At 74.1% G+C, this 20,688-nt stretch carries 19 protein-coding genes; 14 read left to right on the top strand and 5 right to left on the bottom strand.

Going from position 1 to position 20,688, the window contains the following annotated elements; translation table 11 throughout:
• Positions 1–198 precede the first annotated feature (198 nt).
• From glmS to SCWH03_RS28960, 7 genes are all read left to right on the top strand, one after another.
• Entirely contained in the window at positions 199–2,046 is a 1,848-nt protein-coding gene (gene glmS, locus SCWH03_RS11240; protein ID WP_173264026.1) for a glutamine--fructose-6-phosphate transaminase (isomerizing), read from the top strand.
• Positions 2,043–2,411, top strand: coding sequence for a holo-ACP synthase (locus tag SCWH03_RS11235; protein WP_173264025.1), 369 nt, complete (start codon positions 2,043–2,045; stop codon positions 2,409–2,411). The genes glmS and SCWH03_RS11235 overlap by 4 nt, the downstream gene beginning before the upstream one ends.
• 306 nt (positions 2,412–2,717) lie before the next feature.
• On the top strand, positions 2,718–4,151 hold the full coding sequence (locus SCWH03_RS11230; RefSeq protein ID WP_173264024.1) for an NAD(P)H-hydrate dehydratase: 1,434 nt from the start codon (positions 2,718–2,720) through the stop codon (positions 4,149–4,151).
• Between the two features lie 91 nt (positions 4,152–4,242).
• A complete protein-coding gene (alr, locus tag SCWH03_RS11225; RefSeq protein ID WP_173264023.1) occupies positions 4,243–5,580 on the top strand; it encodes an alanine racemase in 1,338 nt (445 codons plus the stop codon).
• A gap of 39 nt (positions 5,581–5,619) precedes the next feature.
• Positions 5,620–6,849 carry an alpha/beta fold hydrolase gene (locus SCWH03_RS11220; protein ID WP_173264022.1) on the top strand — a complete coding sequence of 410 codons (1,230 nt, stop codon included), beginning with the start codon at positions 5,620–5,622 and terminating at the stop codon, positions 6,847–6,849.
• Positions 6,821–7,345, top strand: a complete 525-nt coding sequence (gene tsaE / locus SCWH03_RS11215) for a tRNA (adenosine(37)-N6)-threonylcarbamoyltransferase complex ATPase subunit type 1 TsaE (RefSeq protein WP_173264021.1) — start codon at positions 6,821–6,823, stop codon at positions 7,343–7,345. The genes SCWH03_RS11220 and tsaE overlap by 29 nt, the downstream gene beginning before the upstream one ends.
• A 187-nt stretch (positions 7,346–7,532) precedes the next feature.
• Complete coding sequence (locus SCWH03_RS28960; RefSeq protein WP_254076690.1) at positions 7,533–7,733, top strand: hypothetical protein; 201 nt, start codon at positions 7,533–7,535, stop codon at positions 7,731–7,733.
• 420 nt (positions 7,734–8,153) lie between these two features.
• On the opposite strand, the gene SCWH03_RS11210 is transcribed toward SCWH03_RS28960, so the two are convergent.
• Positions 8,154–8,708 carry a L,D-transpeptidase gene (locus SCWH03_RS11210; protein WP_371872652.1) on the bottom strand — a complete coding sequence of 185 codons (555 nt, stop codon included), beginning with the start codon at positions 8,706–8,708 and terminating at the stop codon, positions 8,154–8,156.
• Positions 8,709–8,810: 102 nt separating this feature from the next.
• Here SCWH03_RS11210 and tsaB point away from each other — a divergent pair, with 102 nt between their 5' ends.
• Genes tsaB through SCWH03_RS11190 form a run of 4 tightly spaced genes read left to right on the top strand, consistent with a single transcriptional unit; the run spans position 8,811 to position 11,353 of the window.
• Positions 8,811–9,464 (top strand): tRNA (adenosine(37)-N6)-threonylcarbamoyltransferase complex dimerization subunit type 1 TsaB, encoded by a 654-nt coding sequence (tsaB, locus tag SCWH03_RS11205; protein WP_173264020.1) that lies wholly within the window; start codon positions 8,811–8,813, stop codon positions 9,462–9,464.
• Between the two features lie 20 nt (positions 9,465–9,484).
• The gene (gene rimI / locus SCWH03_RS11200; protein ID WP_173264189.1) at positions 9,485–9,958 is read left to right on the top strand and encodes a ribosomal protein S18-alanine N-acetyltransferase; all 474 of its coding nucleotides are present in this window, start codon (positions 9,485–9,487) and stop codon (positions 9,956–9,958) included.
• Positions 9,951–11,063: a tRNA (adenosine(37)-N6)-threonylcarbamoyltransferase complex transferase subunit TsaD gene (gene tsaD / locus SCWH03_RS11195; protein WP_173264019.1), complete on the top strand. Its 1,113-nt coding sequence runs from the start codon at positions 9,951–9,953 to the stop codon at positions 11,061–11,063. Before rimI ends, tsaD begins: the two co-directional genes overlap by 8 nt.
• The gene (locus SCWH03_RS11190) at positions 11,060–11,353 is read left to right on the top strand and encodes a hypothetical protein (protein WP_173264018.1); all 294 of its coding nucleotides are present in this window, start codon (positions 11,060–11,062) and stop codon (positions 11,351–11,353) included. The genes tsaD and SCWH03_RS11190 overlap by 4 nt, the downstream gene beginning before the upstream one ends.
• Positions 11,354–11,463: 110 nt before the next feature.
• Here SCWH03_RS11190 and SCWH03_RS11185 read toward each other — a convergent pair whose 3' ends face one another.
• Positions 11,464–12,780: a THUMP-like domain-containing protein gene (locus SCWH03_RS11185; RefSeq protein ID WP_254076689.1), complete on the bottom strand. Its 1,317-nt coding sequence runs from the start codon at positions 12,778–12,780 to the stop codon at positions 11,464–11,466.
• A 28-nt stretch (positions 12,781–12,808) separates the two neighbouring features.
• Here SCWH03_RS11185 and SCWH03_RS11180 point away from each other — a divergent pair, with 28 nt between their 5' ends.
• The 3 genes from SCWH03_RS11180 (at position 12,809) to groL (ending at position 16,613) form a co-directional block, all read left to right on the top strand.
• Complete coding sequence (locus SCWH03_RS11180; protein WP_443098658.1) at positions 12,809–13,861, top strand: polysaccharide deacetylase family protein; 1,053 nt, start codon at positions 12,809–12,811, stop codon at positions 13,859–13,861.
• A 720-nt stretch (positions 13,862–14,581) separates the two neighbouring features.
• On the top strand, positions 14,582–14,890 hold the full coding sequence (groES, locus tag SCWH03_RS11170) for a co-chaperone GroES (protein WP_173264015.1): 309 nt from the start codon (positions 14,582–14,584) through the stop codon (positions 14,888–14,890).
• A 100-nt stretch (positions 14,891–14,990) separates the two neighbouring features.
• Positions 14,991–16,613: a chaperonin GroEL gene (gene groL, locus SCWH03_RS11165; RefSeq protein WP_173264014.1), complete on the top strand. Its 1,623-nt coding sequence runs from the start codon at positions 14,991–14,993 to the stop codon at positions 16,611–16,613.
• Between the two features lie 454 nt (positions 16,614–17,067).
• Here groL and SCWH03_RS11160 read toward each other — a convergent pair whose 3' ends face one another.
• The 3 genes from SCWH03_RS11160 to SCWH03_RS11150 all read right to left on the bottom strand — a co-directional run bounded on the left by SCWH03_RS11160 (position 17,068) and on the right by SCWH03_RS11150 (position 20,592).
• Positions 17,068–18,246 carry an acyltransferase family protein gene (locus SCWH03_RS11160; RefSeq protein ID WP_254076688.1) on the bottom strand — a complete coding sequence of 393 codons (1,179 nt, stop codon included), beginning with the start codon at positions 18,244–18,246 and terminating at the stop codon, positions 17,068–17,070.
• 175 nt (positions 18,247–18,421) lie between these two features.
• Positions 18,422–19,897: a sensor histidine kinase gene (locus SCWH03_RS11155; RefSeq protein ID WP_254076687.1), complete on the bottom strand. Its 1,476-nt coding sequence runs from the start codon at positions 19,895–19,897 to the stop codon at positions 18,422–18,424.
• 2 nt (positions 19,898–19,899) lie between these two features.
• The gene (locus SCWH03_RS11150; protein WP_173264013.1) at positions 19,900–20,592 is read right to left on the bottom strand and encodes a response regulator transcription factor; all 693 of its coding nucleotides are present in this window, start codon (positions 20,590–20,592) and stop codon (positions 19,900–19,902) included.
• Positions 20,593–20,688 lie beyond the last annotated feature (96 nt).

Here is a 20,688-nt window from a genome sequence, read left to right as displayed (position 1 = left end):
CGGCCGGTTCCGGGCGGCCGGTTCCGGGCGTGACGTTTCGCCACCGGCCGCACGGCCTGTTCGGCATGGGCGGTTCCGTGCGCCCGGTTCCCGGCGCCCGGTTCCGCCGCCGGCCGCACGGCCGGCCCGCGGCGGCCCGCCGCGCACACGCGCCCCGCGACTGCGGCGGGCCGGCCCCCGCAGTCGTAGGCTGCCGCCATGTGCGGAATCGTGGGTTACGTGGGAGCGCAGTCCGCGCTCGATGTCGTCATCGCCGGACTCAAGCGGCTCGAATACCGGGGCTACGACTCGGCGGGTGTGGCCGTCCTCGCCGACGGAGGGCTGGCCGCCGCCAAGAAGGCCGGGAAGCTGCTCAATCTGGAGAAGGAGCTCACCGACCGGCCGCTGCCGAGCGGCTCCACCGGTATCGGGCACACCAGGTGGGCCACGCACGGCGGCCCCACCGACGCCAACGCCCACCCGCACCTGGACAACGCGGGGCGGGTCGCCGTCGTCCACAACGGCATCATCGAGAACTTCGCCGCGCTGCGGGCCGAGCTGGCCGAACGCGGCCACGACCTCGCCTCCGAGACGGACACCGAGGTCGTGGCCCATCTGCTCGCCGAGGAGTTCTCCTCATGCGGTGAACTCCCCGAGGCCATGCGGCTGGTGTGCCGGCGGCTGCACGGTGCGTTCACGCTGGTCGCCGTCCACGCGGACGAGCCGGACGTGGTCGTCGGAGCCCGGCGCAACTCCCCCCTGGTGGTCGGGGTCGGTGACGGCGAGGCGTTCCTGGCGTCGGACGTCGCCGCGTTCATCGCCCACACCCGCTCGGCCATCGAACTCGGGCAGGACCAGGTCGTCGAACTCCGACGCGACGGCGCCACGGTGACCGACTTCGACGGTGCGCCCGCCGACGTGCGCACCTACCACGTGGACTGGGACCTCTCCGCCGCCGAGAAGGGCGGCTACGACTACTTCATGCTCAAGGAGATCGCCGAGCAGCCGAAGGCCGTCGCCGACACCCTGCTCGGCCGGATCGACGACCACGGTTCGCTCACACTCGACGAGGCGCGGATCCCCGCCGCCGTGCTGCGGGAGGCGCACAAGGTGGTCATCGTGGCGTGCGGCACGGCGTTCCACGCCGGGCTCATCGCCAAGTACGCCATCGAGCACTGGACGCGGATCCCGTGCGAGGTCGAACTGGCGAGCGAGTTCCGCTATCGCGACCCGATCCTCGACCAGCGCACCCTCGTCGTCGCCGTCTCGCAGTCCGGCGAGACCATGGACACCCTCATGGCGCTGCGCCACGCCCGCGAGCAGGGTGCGAAGGTCCTCGCCATCTGCAACACCAACGGCTCCACGATCCCGCGCGAGTCGGACGCCGTGCTCTACACGCACGCCGGGCCGGAGGTCGCGGTCGCCTCGACCAAGGCGTTCCTGACCCAGCTCGTCGCGTGCTACCTGGTGGCGCTGTATCTGGGGCAGGTACGCGGCACCAAGTGGGGTGACGAGATCCGGGCCGTCATCCGGGACCTCTCGCAGATCGCCACCCAGGTCGAGCAGGTCCTGCGGACCATGGAGCCGGTGCGCGAGCTGGCCCGCTCGCTGGCCCGCAAGAACACGGTGCTCTTCCTCGGCCGGCACGTCGGCTACCCGGTGGCCCTGGAAGGCGCGCTGAAGCTCAAGGAACTCGCGTATATGCACGCCGAGGGCTTCGCGGCCGGCGAACTCAAGCACGGGCCGATCGCCCTGATCGAGAACGATATGCCGGTGGTCGTCGTCGTGCCGTCGCCGCGCAGCCGCTCCGTGCTGCACGACAAGATCGTGTCCAATATCCAGGAGATCCGGGCCCGCGGCGCGCGCACCATCGTGATCGCCGAGGAGGGCGACACGGCGGTCGAGGCGTACGCCGACCACCTGATCCGCATTCCGCAGACCCCGGCGCTGCTCCAGCCGATGGTGGCGACCGTGCCCCTGCAGGTCTTCGCCTGCGAACTCGCCACGGCCCGGGGCAACGAGGTGGACCAGCCGCGCAACCTGGCGAAGTCGGTCACCGTCGAATGATCGTCGGGGTGGGGATCGACGTCGCGGAGATCGACCGCTTCGAGGAGGCGCTGCGCCGGACGCCGGCGATGGCGGACCGGCTCTTCCTGCCGAGCGAACTGCTCCTCCCGAGCGGCGAGCGGCGCGGGATCGCCTCCCTCGCGGCCCGCTTCGCCGCGAAGGAGGCCGTCGCGAAGGCGCTGGGCGCGCCGGCCGGGCTGCTCTGGACGGACTGCGAGGTCTGGGTCGAGGACTCGGGCCGGCCGCGTCTGCGCGTCACCGGCACGGTGGCGGCTGCGGCGCGTCAGCGGGGGGTGCGGTCGTGGCACATCTCGCTGAGCCACGACGCCGGGGTGGCGTCGGCGATGGTGGTCGCGGAGGGGTAGCGCAGGGGTGGCGGTGGGGGGGGCGGGTCAGCGGAGGGTCGGCCGTGGGGTGGCGGAGCCTCCGGCGGCGGCCTCCGGCGGCGGTCGGCGGTCGGCGGCGGCGTCGCGGAGGGGCAGCGGCGGGTCCCGTCCGCCTACCCGCGGTGTTCCGCGCGGTGTTCCGCGCGGCGTTGCGCGGACGCTCCCGCTCCCACCGCGATGCCGGGTGGGTCGGGCGGGGACCGACGGGCGGTAGCCGGGCGTGGCGGGCGCGGCAGCACCCGTAACGCCGAGCGCGGCGGACGTCCGCACGGCATGCTTCTGAGCATGCGTCATGCCTACAGCGTCGACACCGTAAGGGCCGCCGAGGCCGAACTGATGGCCGCACTGCCGGAGGGAGCGCTGATGCGGCGGGCCGCCGCGGGGCTCGCCGCGGCGGTCGCCGGCCTGCTGCCACGCGTCTCCGGAGCTCGCGTCGTGCTGCTCGTGGGCAGCGGCGACAACGGCGGCGACGCCCTGTACGCGGGCGTGCGGCTGGCCCGGCGGGGCGCCGGGGTGAGCGCCGTGCTGCTCGATCCGGACCGCGCCCACCGGGGCGGGCTTGCGGCGCTGCAAGCCGCCGGGGGCCGGGTCGCCGAGGATCCCTTCGGGGTGCTCGCCGCCGCCGACGTCGTCCTGGACGGCATCACGGGCATCGGCGGCCACGGCGGACTGCGCCCGGACGCCGTGCCGCTCGCCAGGGCCGCGCGCGGCTCCGGTGCGACGGTCGTCGCCGTCGACCTGCCGAGCGGTGTCGAGGCGGACACCGGAGAGGTGAGGGGCGAGGCGGTACGGGCCGACGCCACCGTCACCTTCGGCGCGTACAAGCCGGCCCTGCTCGTCGACCCGGCGCACCAGCACGCGGGAGCACTGCGGCTCGTCGACATCGGTCTCGGCCCCCTGCTGCCGTCCGCTCCCGACCTGGAGGCGCTGCAACACGCGGACGTGGGCGGGATGCTGCCGGTCCCCGCCCCGGAGAGCGACAAGTACCGGCGCGGTGTCGTCGGCGTCGTCGCCGGGTCGGCCCGCTACCCGGGCGCCGCGGTGCTCGCCGTGGCGGGCGCGGTGCACGGCGGCGCCGGGGCCGTGCGGTACGTCGGCCCCGTGGCGGACGCGGTGCTCGCCCGCTTCCCGGAGGTGCTGGTGCACGGCTGGCCGCCCTCCCGCGCCGGCCGGGTGCAGGCCTGGGTCGTCGGACCCGGCCTCGGCGACGCCCCGGGGGTGGCGGAGGTGCTGGAGTCCGACGTCCCGGTCCTGGTCGACGCCGACGGGCTGCGGGGTCTCGACCCGGCCGCGGTCCGGGTCCGCAGCGCCCCCACACTGCTCACTCCGCACGCGGGCGAGGCGGCGGCGCTGCTGGGTGTGGACCGGGGGGAGGTGGAGGCCGCCCGACTCGGCGCCGTGCGGTCGCTGGCCGCCACGTACGGCGCCACGGTGCTGCTGAAGGGCTCCACGACGCTCGTGGCCGACGCGGAGGGCTCCCGTCCGGTCAGGGTGAACCCGACCGGCACCTCCTGGCTCGCGACGGCCGGCAGCGGGGATGTGCTGTCGGGGCTCGCCGGTTCGCTCCTCGCCGCCGGCCTCGACCCGCTCGACGCCGGTTCCGCCGCCGCGTATCTGCACGGCCTGGCGGCGCGGCTCGTCTCGCTGGACGCCCCGGTGTCCGCCCGGGACGTCGCCGCGGCGATCCCGCGGGCCTGGCGCGACACGCGGAGGTCCTGACGTGGCGCAGGCCACAGCAGGCGGGTGACCAGCGCCACTTGTGGCCTTCGCCGTACGGGGCGGGCGGTGGGCCTCTGAGACACTGAGCGCGATGATTCACGACGCATCCTTCCGGGCCCGTGCCGAGATCGACCTCGCCGCGCTGCGCGCCAACGTCCGCGCACTGCGCGCGCGGGCGCCGCGCGCCGCCCTCATGGCCGTGGTCAAGTCGGACGCGTACGGGCACGGGATGGTGCCCTGTGCGAAGGCCGCCCTGGCCGCGGGAGCCCAGTGGCTGGGGACCGCGACGCCGGAGGAGGCGCTCGCCCTGCGGGCCGCCGGGATCGGCGGCCGGGTGTTGTGCTGGCTGTGGACGCCCGGAGGCCCCTGGCGCGAGGCGGTCGAGGCGGATCTGGACGTGTCGGTCAGCGGCATGTGGGCGCTGCGCGAGGTGACGCGGGCCGCCGCGGAGGCGGGGCGGACCGCCAGGGTCCAGCTCAAGGCGGACACCGGGCTGGGCCGCAACGGCTGCCAGCCCGCCGACTGGGCCGAACTGGTCGCGGCCGCCCGTGCCGCCGAGGAGGCGGGCACCGTCAGGATCACCGGTCTCTGGTCGCACCTCGCCTGTGCCGACGACCCCGGTCACCCGTCCGTCGCCGCGCAGCTCTCTCTCTTCCGGGAGCTGGTGGCGTACGCGGAGAGGGAGGGCGCCGCCCCGGAGGTGCGGCACATCGCCAACTCCCCGGCGGCGCTGACCCTTCCCGAGAGCCATTTCGACCTGGTCCGCACCGGTGTCGCGGTGTACGGCATCTCGCCCAGCCCGGAACTGGGCGCGCCCGCCGACTTCGGGCTGCGCCCGGTGATGACGCTCAGGGCGTCGGTCGCCCTGGTGAAGCGGGTTCCCGCCGGACACGGCGTCAGTTACGGCCACCACTACGTCACCGGTGGCGAGACCGTCCTCGGGCTGGTCCCGATGGGGTACGCCGACGGGATCCCGAGGCATGCCTCCGGCCGCGGTCCGGTGCTGGTCGGCGGCGAGTGGCGGCGGGTGGCCGGCCGGGTGGCGATGGACCAGTTCGTCGTCGATCTCGGCCCCGGGGGCGAACCGGTCGAGGAGGGCGCGGAGGCGGTGCTGTTCGGCTCGGGCGACCGGGGTGAGCCGACCGCACAGGACTGGGCGGACGCGGCGGACACGATCGCCTACGAGATCGTGACCCGGATCGGGGCGCGTGTCCCCCGCGTGCACCTCCACGAGCACGAGCACGAGCACGGGCACGGGCACGACGGCGGACACGGATACGGACACGACGGCGGGCACGGGCACGGGCACGACGGCGTCGGCGGAAACGACGCCATGGGCGCGGGCATCGGCGCGGGCATGGGCCTCGGCGCGGGCACGGACGAGGGGGTGCGCGTGGGCACGGGCGCGGTCACCGCACCCGGCGGCTGACCGGGCGACCAGCAGACGACCACCAGTAGGAGCGGCACGGTGAGCGAGAACAGCGCGGGGGACGTGGCAGCGGCGGCGACCGACGCCGCCACGGCCAACTGGCGCCGGGCGGGTGTCGCCGGCGCCGCCATAGGGGTGATCGCCGCCGGGGCGGCGGCGGGTGTCGCGATAGAGCGGATGACCGTCGGCCGAGGCATGCGCCGGAAGGCCCGGCTCGCCCTGGACGCCTCCGGGCCGTACGGGGCGCTTCGCGGCACTCCGGGCCGGGCCGTCGCCGACGACGGCACGGCCCTTTACTTCGAGACCGACGAGGTGGACCCGGAGGCGGGCGGCGCGGCGCCGCGCCGGCGCAGGCTGTTCGGCCGCAAGGCCCCCGCGCCGGTGACCGTCGTGTTCAGCCACGGCTACTGCCTCAGCCAGGACTCCTGGCACTTCCAGCGGGCCGCGCTGCGCGGGCTGGTCCGTACCGTCCACTGGGACCAGCGCAGCCACGGCCGCTCGGGCCGGGGCAGCTCCCAGACCGGGCCCGACGGGGTGCCGGTGTCCATCGACCGGCTGGGCCGCGATCTGAAGGCGGTCATCGACGAGGCGGCCCCGGAGGGGCCGCTGGTGCTGGTGGGCCATTCGATGGGCGGGATGACCCTGATGGCGCTCGCCGCCGCGCATCCGGAGCTCATCCGGGAGCGGGTCGTGGGGGCCGCGTTCGTCGGTACCTCGGCCGGCCGGCTCGGCGAGGTGAACTACGGACTGCCGGTGGCGGGCGTGAACGTCGTACGCCGGGTGCTGCCGGGAGTCCTGAAGGCGCTGGGCTCCCAGGCGGAGCTCGTGGAACGCGGCCGGAGGGCGACGGCCGACCTCTTCGCCGGGCTGATCAAGCGCTACTCGTTCAGTTCGAGGGACGTGGACCCGGCGGTGGCCAGGTTCGCCGAGCGGATGATCGAGGGCACGCCGATCGACGTGGTCGCCGAGTTCTATCCGGCGTTCGCCGAGCACGACAAGGCGGCGGCCCTGGACGTGTACCAGGAGGTCCCGGTGCTGGTGCTGGCCGGGGACCGCGACCTGGTCACCCCCAGCTCGCACAGCGAGGCGATCGCGGACCTGCTGCCGGACGCCGAGCTGGTGATCGTGCCGGACGCGGGGCACCTGGTGATGCTGGAGCACCCCGAGGTGGTCACCGACCGGCTGGCGGATCTGCTGGTGCGGGTCGGTGCGGTCCCGTCAGCGGCTAACGTGGGCACGTATGGAAGCACCGCACAGCCCGGCGGCTGAGACCGCTCACCAGCCCGCCGCCCGTCTCACCCTCACCTCGCCGGAGCAGACGCAGGAGCTGGGCCGCCGGCTCGCGAAGCTGCTGCGGCCCGGTGACCTCGTCCTGCTGACCGGGGAACTCGGCGCAGGCAAGACGACCCTGGCGCGCGGGCTCGGTGAGGGCCTCGGCGTCCGCGGCGCCGTCACCTCGCCGACCTTCGTGATCGCCCGGGTGCACCCCTCCCTGGTGGGCGGGCCGGCGCTGGTGCACGTGGACGCGTACCGGCTGGGTGGCGGGCTGGACGAGATGGAGGACCTCGATCTCGACGTGTCGCTGCCGGAGTCCGTGGTCGTCGTGGAGTGGGGGGACGGCAAGGTCGAGGACCTTTCGGAGGACCGCCTGCACGTCGTCGTCCACCGGGTCGTGGGCAACACGGACGACGACCGCCGCCGGGTCACGCTCACCGGCGTCGGTCCGCGATGGGCGGACGCCGGGCTGGCCGGCCTCTCCGTCTGAGGGCCTCCCGCCGGCCCCGGAGGGGACCCGGCGTCCGGACCGCGCGCCGGCTGATCCGCCCGGGGGAACGTTCCGACAAGGTGTCGGCAAAGTGTTGCCTCCGCTGCTCGGGGCATGGTCACATGGAGGGACGTACGCGGTGAGGTCTGCCTCACCGCGCCTGCCCCCGGACCATCAGGAGGCATCCATGCCGGCGCCCGAGCACGCGGCGCAGTCACCGCCGCACGCATCGCCCCGGCCGTCGCCGGCGGCTTTCTCCATGCGCGATCTGCTGGCGTCGTGCGCGGCGGCCAGAGCGGTCTCCACCCCGCCGCGCGACCGCGGCGAAGCCGCCGGGTCCGGGGAGCCCGTCCCCGGGGAGCGGGAACCTCACCGCGACGCGGCATAGCCCCTTCGAGTGAAGTGGGCTCGCCCCGGCCTCCCGGCCTGCCCTGCCTCTCCGCGGCAGCCGCCTTCCCCGGGGCCTTCCGTGCGGACGGAACGCGGACGGAATGCGGACGGAACTCCGTGCAGGCCCCCCGCCGGGGGTCTGCCTCTCCGGCGCCGTGCCCCGTGTCGGCCGGTGCGGGCTTGCCTCCCGGGTTTCGCCCGGTGTCCGCCGTGCGCCCGCGATCGCTGCGGAACCCTTCTCCGGCCGCCGCGCGGGGAAGGTGCGTCCGCATACGGTCCGCGTACGGTCCGCGTACGGCCCGCGTACGAGGAGCGGCCCACGGGCCCGTGCCCGAGGCGGGGTGCGGCCCCGGCGTACACATACGAGGCGAGGGATGCGGGCCCGGCGTCCCCGCGTCGGGAACGCGCCTGCACCCGGCTACGGGACGACGACGACCTTCGAGCCGATCGTCGCGAACGTCCACATCGCGTCGCCGTCGGCCCGCTTCATCCGCACGCCGCCGGTCCTGCCGTCCGGAGCCGGGCTCGACATCGACCCGTCCACGGCGGCACCGAAGCCGATCGACACGTCGTCGACCGTCGCGAACCGCACGACGTGCTCGATCTCCACGCCGTCCGAGCCCTGGATCCTGCCGCTGCGCGAGGTCACCTCGTATGTGCCGGGCTGCGGGCTGACGGTGCTGGGCATCACGGGGAACGTCTGGGTGAGCTGATCCGCGCCGACCAGCCAGACCCTGCGCTCCGCCAGCGAGTAGACGACGCGCTCGCCCGTGCCGGACCCCGTGGGCACGGCCAGCGGGTCCTGCCGAGGGGCCTCGGCCGCGGCCGCGGAGGGGAGGGCGCTGGGGGCGGCGGCCGCGGGCTTCTCCGGGCTCTCCGGCACGGTGGCCGAGGCCTGGTAGGCGAGGAAGGCCACGACGGCGAGCGCCGCGGCGGTGAGCCCGGCCACCGTTCCCGAGCTGCTCCTTGCCACGCCTGCTCCCCTCGCTCGCACACCTGCCTGAGTGACGGTAGCAGCAGGGTGGCGGGGGCACGGGACGCCGTGCCCCCGCCGCGGTGGCCGTAGGCTGTTTGCGTGCTCTTGCTCGCCGTTGATACCGCCACCCCCGCCGTCACCGTCGCCCTCCACGACGGCGACTCCGTCGTCGCCGAGTCCACCCGGGTCGACGCCCGCCGGCACGGGGAGCTGCTGCTGCCCTCCGTCGACCGGGTGCTCACCACCGCCGGGCTGGCACTCGACGCGGTCACCGGAGTCGTCGTCGGCGTGGGGCCCGGCCCGTACACCGGGCTGCGGGTGGGCCTGGTCACGGCCGCCACCTTCGGCTCGGTCCTCGGCGTCCCGGTCCACGGCGTCTGCACGCTGGACGGGCTGGCATACGCGGCCGGGCTCCAGGAACCGTTCACGGTCGCCACGGACGCGCGGCGCAAGGAGGTCTACTGGGCGCGGTACGACGGCTCGGGCACCAGGTCGGGCGAGCCCGCGGTCGACCGGCCGGCCGACATCGCCGGGCAGGTCGCCGGGCTCCCCGCGGTCGGCGCGGGTGCCCTGCTGTACCCCGAGGTCTTCCCGGACGCCCGGGGCCCGGAGCACCAGTCCGCGGCCGCCCTCGCCGCGCTGGCCGCGGGGAAGCTGGCCGCAGGCGAGGAGCTGCTGCCACCGCGGCCGCTGTACCTGCGCCGCCCGGACGCCCAGGTGCCCAGGAACTACAAGGTGGTCACGCCGCGGTGAGCACCCCCGTCCTGCGCGAGATGCGCTGGTGGGACATCGCGCCGGTGCTGGACATCGAGCGCGAGCTGTTCCCGGAGGACGCCTGGTCCCCGGGCATGTTCTGGTCCGAACTGGCGCACGCCCGCGGGCCCGGGGCGACCCGCCGCTACGTGGTCGCCCAGGACCCGGCGGACGGGCGGATCGCCGGCTACGCGGGCCTCGCGGCGGCCGGCGGGCTCGGTGACGTCCAGACCATCGCCGTCACGCGCGACCAGTGGGGCACGGGCCTCGGCGCCCGGCTCCTCACGGACCTGCTGCAGCACGCGACCGCGTGGGAGTGCGGCGAGGTCCTGCTCGAGGTGCGGGTGGACAACACCCGGGCCCAGAAGCTGTACGAGCGCTTCGGCTTCGAGCCCATCGGCTTCCGCCGCGGCTACTACCAGCCCGGCAACATCGACGCCCTCGTCATGCGGCTGCACGTACACGACGCACAAGGAACCCGGAACCATGGCTGACGAACCCCTCGTACTCGGCATCGAGACGTCCTGCGACGAGACGGGCGTGGGCATCGTCCGCGGGACGACGCTCCTCGCCGACGCCATCGCCTCCAGCGTCGACGAGCACGCGCGTTTCGGCGGCGTCGTGCCCGAGGTCGCCTCCCGCGCCCATCTCGAGGCGATGGTCCCGACCATCGAGCGCGCCCTGACGGAGGCCGGGGTCACCGCGAGGGACCTGGACGGCATCGCGGTCACCGCGGGCCCGGGCCTCGCCGGTGCGCTGCTGGTGGGTGTCTCGGCAGCCAAGGCGTACGCCTATGCGCTGGGCAAGCCGCTGTACGGCGTGAACCACCTCGCCTCCCATATCTGCGTCGACCAGCTGGAGCACGGCCCGCTGCCCGAGCCCACGATGGCCCTGCTGGTCTCCGGCGGCCACTCGTCGCTGCTGCTCGCCCCCGACATCACCGCCGACGTGCGGCCCATGGGGGCGACGATCGACGACGCGGCGGGCGAGGCGTTCGACAAGATCGCCCGGGTGCTGGACCTCGGCTTCCCCGGCGGCCCGGTCATCGACCGGCTGGCGAGGGAGGGCGACCCCGAGGCGATCGCGTTCCCGCGGGGGCTGACCGGTCCCCGCGACCCCGCGTACGACTTCTCCTTCTCCGGGCTGAAGACGGCCGTGGCGCGGTGGATCGAGGCCAGGCGCCACGCGGGCGAGGAGGTACCCGTGCGGGACGTCGCCGCGTCCTTCCAGGAGGCCGTGGCCGACGTGCTCACCCGGAAGGCCGTACGGGCCTGTCAGGACGAGGGCGTCGACCATCTGATGATCGGCGGCGGGGTCGCCGCCAACTCCCGGCTGCGCGCGATGGCCGCGGAGCGCTGCGAGCGCGCCGGGATCCGGCTGCGGGTACCGCGGCCCAAGCTGTGCACGGACAACGGGGCCATGGTCGCCGCGCTCGGCGCGGAGATGGTCGCCAGGAACCGGCCCGCATCGGACTGGGAGCTGTCCGCCGACTCCTCGCTGCCGGTGACCGACCCGCATGTGCCGGGCGGGCCCCACCCGGGCCGTGTGCACGACCACGACCATGTCCACGAGATCAGCAAGGACAACCTCTACTCATGACCGTCGTCACGCTGATGTGGGAGGCCAGGGCGGCCACCGGACGCGGCGGGGAACTGCTGGAGTGGGCCCGGGCCCAGAGGCTCGGCGCGGCTCCGCTGCGCCGGGAGACCTTCCTGGCGCCGGGGGAGCGCGTGCTGGTGCTGACCTGGTGGGAGACGGACGGCCCGGACAGCGAGCTCCCCGCACTCCCCGAACTCCCGGATCCGGACGCCGGGCTGCTCGTCCGCCCGGTGCACCGCTGGCGCTTCCAGTCGCTCGACTTCTCCGAAGCCGACTTCACCGGCGGCTGAGCCGTCGTCAGGCCCGTCGGGCGGTGGCCGCGCCCGTCGGGCGGGCGCGGCAGCCCGCAGACCCGCGGCCACCCGCAGACCCGCGGCAGCCTGGGGCGCCCCGCGGTCCGTCAGACGGGGGCCGGCGCCCCTACCAGCACGGTGGGCGCGCCGGCCACCCGGGTCAGGAAGACGGTGGCAGCGTTCGGCCCGCTCGGCTTCACCCTGCGGCGCAACTCCTCGGGCTCGACCGCCGATCCGCGCTTCTTGACGGTGAGTGTGCCGACCCCCCTGGCGCGAAGCAGGGCCTTGAGCTTCTTGAGGTTGAACGGGATTTCGTCGGTGATCTCGTACGCGGTCGCCCACGGCGTGGGGCGCAGCTCGTCGGCCGTGATGTAGGCGATCGACGCGTCGAGCAGGCCGCCGTCGAGCTCCTCGGCGACCTCCGCGACCAGATGGGCGCGGATGACCGCTCCGTCGGGCTCGTAGAGGTAGCGCCCGGTCTTCCGCACGCCCGGGTCGGGCAGCCCGCGCCCGACGAGCCGGGCTCCGGACGGCAGCAGGGTGGCGCGCCGGGTTCCCGGCGCGGTGCCGAACCAGAGCACGGCCTCCTTCACGTCCCCCCGGTCGGAGATCCACTCGGCCTCGGCGTCCCCGGGGATCGCCTCGTGCGGGATTCCTGGCGCGACCTTGAGTGCCGCGCAGCGCGCCGTGCGCGCCGCGCCCACGGCCCAGGACAGCGGCGGTGAGTACGCCTCCGGGTCGAAGATCCGGCCACTGCCGCCGTTCGGTCCGCGTCCGCGGCCGCCCCCCGTCCGGCCTGCGCGGCGGGCGGGATCGACGAAGACGGCGTCGTGGGAGGACGTCCCGACCTCGGTGACGTCGGCCCGGCGGACCTCGATCAGCGGGGCCAGGCCCAGTGCCTCCGCGTTGGCCCGGGCGGCATCGGCGGCGAACGGGTCGTGGTCCACCGCGAGTACGGAGATCCCGGCGCGGGCGAGCGCGATCGCGTCACCGCCGATCCCGCAGCACAGGTCGGCCACGCTCCGTACCCCGAGTGCCGTGAACCGGGCGGCTCGGTGGGCGGCGACGGACGCCCGGGTCGACTGCTCCACGCCGTGGGGCGTGAAGTACATCCGGTACGCGTCCCCGGCGCCGAACTTCGCCACCGCCCGCTGCCTGAGCCGGGCCTGCGCCAGCGCCGCCGAGACCAGCCCGGCCGGGTGGTCGCGGCGCAGCCTGGTGGCGACGGCCAGCTCCTGCTCCGGGTCGTAGTCCCGCAGGGCGGTGAGCAGGGCCTGCCCTTCGGCGGTGAGCAGAGGGGCGAGGGGGGAGGGCGAGCCGGCGTCGTTCACCCGGCCATTGTCGGCCAGTCGGGGGACGGCGCGTGGCCGGGCGGCGCGGCCGGACCCCGATGGGTGCACGGCGCTGACAGGATGCGACGCCATGCGACAAGTACGACAAAACGAAAAGAAGATGGTAATTCGACGTAGGCGTACCTGGATGTGCGCACTGCTCGCCATGGCCGTCGGCTCCGGCTGCGCCGCCGGGTCCGGGCAGGCACCCGTCGCGGCCGGGGCCACCGGCAACGCGGGCGCCTCCGGCTCCGCCGCCCCCGTGCACGGCCGCGAGCAGGGGGCACCGGGATCGCGGGGGTCCTCCGGTGCGCCGGAGCGGGAGGACCGGAAGGGCGAGCCGGCCGGAGAGGGCGGCGAAGCCGGGTCCCGCAAGGACGAGGGCGGCGAGGGCCGGGAGCGGGCGGGTGAGCCGGCCGCAGCGGCCGAGGCGCACGCCAAGCGCCAGAAGAAGGCCCAGGCGGCCCGGGCGGCCGCGGCCAAGCGCTGGGGGCTCCCGCAGACGCCGCTCCCCGCGCCCCCGCCGCCCGCCGAGAAGCCGCGGCTCACCACCCGCAAGGGCTTCGAGGTCGACCGGCACACGGGTCTGCCTCCCGTATTCACCACCGTGCCGACCAAGCAGAAGGTCGTCTTCCTGACGATCGACGACGGTGCGGAGAAGGACCCGGAGCTGCTGCGGATGATGAGCGAACTCCGGATCCCGTACAGCGCCTTCCTCAGCGACTACGTCGTCCGCGACGACTACGGCTACTTCGAGAAGATGCGGGACCGCGGCGTCTCCCTGCACAACCACACGCTCACCCACCCCTATCTGCCGGCGCTGCCGTACGCGAAGCAGCAGGCGGAGATCTGCGGGCAGCAGGCCAGGATGGAGCAGCGGTTCGGCAAGCGGCCGCGCCTGTTCCGGCCGCCGTACGGCAGTTACAACCGGGACACCCTGCGGGCCGCCGCGTCGTGCGGTGTGCAGGCCGTGCCGCTGTGGGCGGCGGAGGCGTTCCCCGACCACATGGAGTGGCGCGAGTGGGACCGGGACCTGCATCCCGGCGACATCATCCTCACGCACTTCCGCGGCAAGGGGGAGTGGAAGGGCAGCATGCCGGACATGATCCGCCAGGTGATGCAGGTCGTCACGGCGAAGGGCTATGCGGTGGCGCGGCTGGAGGACTACGTCTGAGACCTGCCGCCTGCCGCCTGCCGCCTGCCGCCTGCCGCCTGCCGCGCGCCGGCCTGCCGCCGGGCCGTCGTGCGACGGGCGTGCCGCCTGCCGGCGCCCAGGAGCGAGCGGTGCGGCGGGTGTGACCGGCACGGCGGGTGCGGCGGGTGTGACCGGCACGGCGGGTGCGGCGGGTGTGACCGGCACGGCGGGTGCGGCGGGTGTGACCGGCACGGCGGGTGCGGCGGGTCGGAGTGCGGGCGGGTGCCGCGCGGCGGGTCCCCCGCGTGTCGTCTGCTGCCTCCCAGCTGGGGCAGGTGTGACGGATCTGACAGTTGTGACATGTGCGTGAGGGTGCCGCCGGGCCGTCGTGCGGGTCTCGGAGGCGGGTGCGAGGGCCCGGATGTGCCGCTCGGCCCGAGCCGCCGCGCGGCCGCCGGAACGGGGCCCGCCCCCGGCGGGCTCCCCGCGGGCCGTCATGGCCTCACCGGCGCCGCCCGCGGCTTCCGCACCCGGGGAGCGGTGCGGCCGTACCGGCCGCCGGAAACCGGCCGAACACGCAGTGCATTGGCACTCCGCTTGACCGAGTGCTAATCACGGTCATAGTCTCGGCTCTGGCACTCCCCACCGGAGAGTGCCAACACAGCGACGGGCAGGTCCGGCACCCGCGACGACGGATCCACCTGGTCGCCACCTCAGACAGATGAACCCCGTGAGATCTCCGAAGGGGGAGGTCGGATCGTGACGACCACCAGCACCAAGGTTGCCATCAAGCCGCTCGAGGACCGCATTGTGGTCCAGCCGCTCGACGCCGAGCAGACCACCGCCTCTGGCCTGGTCATCCCGGACACCGCCAAGGAGAAGCCCCAGGAGGGCGTCGTCCTGGCCGTCGGCCCGGGACGCTTCGAGAACGGCGAGCGCCTTCCGCTCGACGTGAAGACCGGCGATGTCGTGCTCTACAGCAAGTACGGCGGCACCGAGGTGAAGTACAGCGGCGAGGAGTACCTCGTCCTCTCGGCCCGCGACGTGCTCGCGATCATCGAGAAGTAGTTCACCGCAGATTTGCCCAGAGCCGCGCCCCTGGCCCCCGCTGATGATGAAGCCGGGCGGCGAGGGGCGCGGTTCGCTTTGAGAGGACTTGAGAAGCTCCATGGCGAAGATCCTGAAGTTCGACGAGGACGCCCGTCGCGCCCTTGAGCGCGGCGTCAACAAGCTCGCCGACACGGTCAAGGTGACGATCGGCCCCCGGGGCCGCAACGTCGTGATCGACAAGAAGTTCGGTGCCCCCACCATCACCAACGACGGTGTCACGATCGCCCGCGAGGTCGAGATCGAGGACCCGTACGAGAACCTCGGCGCCCAGCTCGTGAAGGAGGTGGCGACCAAGACCAACGACATCGCGGGCGACGGCACCACCACCGCCACCGTGCTCGCCCAGGCCCTGGTCCGCGAAGGTCTGCGCAACGTCGCCGCCGGCGCCTCCCCGGCCGCCCTGAAGAAGGGCATCGACGCCGCGGTGAAGGCCGTCTCCGACGAGCTGATCGGCACCGCGCGTCCGATCGAGGAGAAGTCCGACATCGCCGCCGTCGCCGCGCTGTCCGCCCAGGACCAGCAGGTCGGCGAGCTCATCGCCGAGGCGATGGACAAGGTCGGCAAGGACGGTGTCATCACCGTCGAGGAGTCCAACACCTTCGGCCTTGAGCTGGACTTCACCGAGGGCATGGCCTTCGACAAGGGCTACCTCTCGCCGTACATGGTGACCGACCAGGAGCGTATGGAGGCCGTCCTCGACGACCCGTACATCCTCATCAACCAGGGCAAGATCTCCTCCATCCAGGACCTGCTGCCGCTGCTGGAGAAGGTCATCCAGGCCGGTGCCTCCAAGCCGCTGCTGATCATCGCCGAGGACGTGGAGGGCGAGGCCCTGTCCACCCTCGTCGTCAACAAGATCCGCGGCACCTTCAACGCGGTCGCGGTCAAGGCCCCCGGCTTCGGTGACCGCCGCAAGGCGATGCTGCAGGACATGGCCACCCTCACCGGTGCCACCGTCATCGCCGAGGAGGTCGGCCTCAAGCTCGACCAGGCCGGCCTTGAGGTGCTCGGCACCGCCCGCCGGGTCACCGTCACCAAGGACGACACCACGCTCGTCGACGGCGGTGGCAAGAGCGAGGACGTGGCCGGCCGTATCGCGCAGATCAAGGCCGAGATCGAGGCCACGGACTCCGACTGGGACCGCGAGAAGCTCCAGGAGCGCCTCGCGAAGCTGGCCGGCGGCGTGTGCGTGATCAAGGTCGGCGCCGCCACCGAGGTGGAGCTGAAGGAGAAGAAGCACCGTCTGGAGGACGCCATCTCCGCGACCCGCGCCGCGGTCGAGGAGGGCATCGTCTCCGGTGGTGGCTCCGCCCTGGTGCACGCCGTCAAGGTGCTGGAGGGCAACCTCGGCAAGGACGGCGACGAGGCCACCGGTGTCGCGGTCGTGCGCCGCGCCGCGGTCGAGCCGCTGCGCTGGATCGCCGAGAACGCCGGCCTCGAGGGCTACGTCATCACCGCCAAGGTCGCGGAGCTGGACAAGGGCAACGGCTTCAACGCCGCCACCGGCGAGTACGGCGACCTGGTGAAGGCCGGCGTCATCGACCCGGTCAAGGTCACCCGCTCGGCCCTGGAGAACGCCGCCTCGATCGCCTCCCTGCTGCTCACCACCGAAACCCTCGTGGTGGAGAAGAAGGAGGAGGAGCCGGCGGACGCGGGCCACGGTCACGGCCACGCGCACTGACCCGTAGGGCGCACCGTCCGTCAGAGACGCCGGAATGCCACCACTCCCCGGGAGGGGGGTGGTGGCATTCTCCTTGTGCTCCTCGCGCCCCCTGTGCGCGGTGCCCTGAACGGGGTTCGCCGCCGGCGCCAGGGGGACGGACCGAGCGGCCCTGCCCCTCGCACGGCCGGACAGCCGTTCACCCCCGGGCGGTCCCCCGGGCGGCCCCCCGGACGGTCCCCCGGGCGGCCCCTTGTCGCCGGCTGTGCCTGTGCGTGAACCCCCGGCGGCCCCGCCGGCCGGGCATCCTGCGGAGCCAGGACAGCCCGGCGGAGCGGGGCCCGGGGAACCCGGCGGAGAACTGCGGGGCTGTGCGCCGCTTACGCGGGACGCGCCGCTCACGCCGCACGCGTCGGTCAGGGCCGTGAGGGCCGGCGGCTCGCGGGCCCCGCCCGTACCCGGACGGGGCCCGCTCTCACCGCGTCCGACGCCGGCCGCCGCCGAGCAGCGAGGGCTTTCTGCGCGCTGCCAGGTCCTCCGCCCAGCCGAAGGCGCAGGCGGCGACCAGCACGGCGGCGAACTCCAGGGCGAGCAGCACCAGGGTGCCGGGTACCGGCCAGCCCGCGAAGTCGTTGGTGCGCCCCTGGACCGCCCAGACGAGGGGCAGCGCCGGATAGTGCCAGAGATAGACGGTCACGGCCCGGGCGCTCAGCCGGTCGGAGAACGTGCGCAGCCAGGACGCCCGATCCAGCAGCGCGGCCCCGGGGCGGAACTTCAGCAGCACCACGGCGAAGGCGAGGGAGAGCAGGGTGTTCAGCAGCGGGCTGTCGTAGATGCTCAGCTCGGCGAAGTCGAGTTCGCCGTGCAGATATCCGATCCACCCCAGACCCGTTGCCGCAAGGGCCAGGGCCAGTACGGCCGCGGCCCGGCCGCTCAGCCGATCGAGCAGCCCGTCGTGGTAGGCGAAACCCGCGAGCCAGCAGGCCAGGTAGACGACGAAGGCGGACAGCGGGGCCTCGGAACCGCTCAGCATGGCCGCGAGACCGCTCTCGGCGGCCTCGCCCTCCGGCATGTACCAGGACAGGGCGGCGACCCCGGCCACCGCCGCCCCCAGCAACACCCGGGGCCCGGCCCTGAAGAGGAAGAGCAGCAGGGGGGAGAGCAGGACGAACCAGAGGTAGGCCCGCAGATACCAGAGCACCGCACCGAAGGAACCGGCCACCTCGGTGTCGGTGACCGGCGGGTCCAGTACCGGGACGACCCAGCAGAGCAACTGCCAGGTGACCGGGAAGGGGGTCCCCGCCGCACGTGTCTCCCACCACATCACGGGTATCGCGATCGCCGCGAGCAGCCACAGCGGAGGCAGCAGCCGGCGGAGCCGCCCGCGGATCACCCGCACCCCGCCGCCGCGACGGTCGAGCGAGGAGGCCATCAGTGAGCCTCCCAGGACGAACATGATGCCCATCGACGGGAACGCCAGGGTCATCCAGGGGGCGCCCGCGGTGTGCAGCACGACCACCCGGACGACGGCAAGGCCGCGCAGCAGGTCGAGATAGCGGTCGCGCCCCGCGCCGCGGCGGCTCCCCGCGCTCTCGGCGGGGGGACCGTCTCCCGCTGCCGGCGGCACGGTCGGGGCCTGACTGCTCTGTGACACGGAGCTCTTCCTCCTGGGATGCCGACGCACGCGCTCGGCGGAACACGCACGGCCCCCGGGGCCGAGGGCTCCGCCACACTGCAGGAGGAAGGTAAAGGAAGTGCTGGAGTCGGGTGGGAACGGGGCAAGGACCCGGGCCGTTGGCCGCCGCCGGACGCACGGGCGCCCGCGCCCGCTACCCGGGGTTCCCGTATCCGGGGTTTCCGTCACCGCCGGGTGCGCGGCCGGCCGCGTCCACGGCCCCGTCACCGCTGGCGCGCCCGCCCTCGGGGAGCAGGGGAAGGACGAACCCGGTGACGGCGCCGGCGCCCGCGCGGTTGCGGGCGAACACCGAGCCGCCGTGTGCGTGCACGATATGCGCCACGATGGCCAGCCCGAGCCCGGAACCCGGCATGCTCCGGGCCTCGGGTGCGCGGTAGAAGCGGTCGAAGAGCCGGTCCTCCGGCACATCGGGGAGCCCGGGCCCCCGGTCCCGTACCTCGACCCTGCCCTGTGCGACACGGATGTCCACCGGGTGGCCCCCGGGGTCGAACTTCGCGGCGTTCTCCACCAGATTGGCCAGGGCGCGCTCCAGCGCCTGGGGCTGCCCGGACACGCTCGACCCGTCGGCGCGGACGGAGATGTCCCGCGCCGCCCTGACCCGGAAGCGCCTGGCCACCCGTTCGGCGAGTTCGGCCAGTGCCACCGGCTCTCTGCCCTCGGGCTGCCGGCTGTCCGTCGAGAGCCGCACCAGTTCGTTCACGAGCTGGATCAGTTCCCTCGACTCGCTGGTGAGGTCCTCCAGAACCTGGGTGCGCGAACGCGGTGGCAGCTCCTCGAAGCGGTGCAGCAGAGCGATGTTGGTGCGCAGGCTCGTCAGGGGGGTGCGCAGTTCGTGCCCTGCCTCCTGGGCCAGCCGCCGCTGGTCCTCCCTGGCACGCGCCAGCCGGTTCAGCATCGTCTCGAAGGCCGCACCGAGCTGCCCCACCTCGTCCCGGCCCGCCGAGGGCACCGGCAGGTCCAGGTGACCGGTGACGGCCACCAGACGGGTGACCCGGGCCAGGTCGGTGAGCCTGCGCGTGACCCGTCCGGCGACGAACCAGCCGCACACCCCGGCCACGGCCGCGACCCCGGCACCGACCAGCACGATCCGCGATCTGAGGCCCGAGAGCAGCGTCTCCACCTCTCCCAGCCGCTGGGCGACCTGCACGGCTCCCCGCCCGCCCCCGAGCGAGACGGCCGTGACGCGGACCCGCTCTCCGTCGATCCGCGTCTCGCCGGAGGCCGTCCGCCCCGGCTCCTCCTCGTCGGCCATCGCCCGGTCGGGGCCGGCCACGGGCAGTACCAGGGGGTGGCCCTCGTCCGCGATGCCGCCGTCCGGGCCGAGGACCTGGACGACGAGCGTGCGGGAGTCGTAGAGCGACTCGTCGAGCCCCGCGTCCTCATCCGGGTCGGCGAGGCTCTCCGGGGTCAGGCCGCCGTGGTCGGCGGTGAAGACGGCCACGGCCTCCACGGCCCCGTGGAAGTCGTCGTCGGCACGGTCCCAGGTCAGCCGGGCGGCCAGGCCGTGGCTCAGGACACCCACACCCGCGGCGACCAGCACCGCGGTCACGGCGGAGACCACCGAGAAGGTGAGCCGGAGGCTGGGCCGGGGCCGGCGGAGACGGAACACGGCTACCGGACCGTGTAGCCGACACCGCGCACGGTGTGGATCACACCCGGGCTGCCGGGGCGGGCGAGCTTGCGGCGGAGGTAGCTGACGAAGACGGTCAGGTTCTTCGACGACGGACCGAAGTCGTAGCCCCAGATGCGCTCGTGGAGGGTGGCGTGGCTCAGTACGACCCCGCGGTTGCGGAGGAGGAGTTCGAGGAGGTCGAACTCGGTACGCGAGAGGACGACCTCCTCGCCGTCGCGCCACACCCGGCGGGAGGACGGATCAAGGAGTACGCCCCATGCCTCCAGGGCGTCCGCGTCCGCGCGGTCCGGGCCGGACCCGGCGGGCACGCGTCGCAGCAGTGCCCGCAGCCGGGCCAGCAGCTCCGCGGGCTCGAAGGGCTTCACCAGGTAGTCGTCCGCCCCGGCGTCCAGCCCGGCGACACGGTCCGTGACCTCGACCCGGGCGGTGAGCATGAGGATCGGCGTCCGGACGCCCCGGGCCCGCAGGCTGCTGCAGACCGCCAGGCCGTCCAGCCGGGGCATCATCACATCGAGAACGATCGCGTCGGGCGAGCAACCGGCCACGCCTGCGACGGCGTCCAGGCCGTCGCAGGCGGTGACCACCCGGTAGCCCTCGATCAGCAGCAGGTTCTCGACCGAGGTGCGAAGAGCCCTGTCGTCCTCGGCGAGCAGCACGGTGGGTATCGGCACGCCGTCATGCTCGCACGGGCGCCGGTACGGGACAGCGGCGGTACCGGCGGCTCCCGCGGCCGCCCTGCGCGGCCGGCCCGTTCGCCTGCTGCCTCG

Origin of the sequence: Streptomyces pacificus (assembly GCF_011766325.1) — a bacterium.
GTDB lineage: Bacteria > Actinomycetota > Actinomycetes > Streptomycetales > Streptomycetaceae > Streptomyces > Streptomyces pacificus.
The sequence above is the reverse complement of the archived record's forward strand: the minus strand, read 5'-3'. Positions and strand labels throughout refer to the sequence as shown.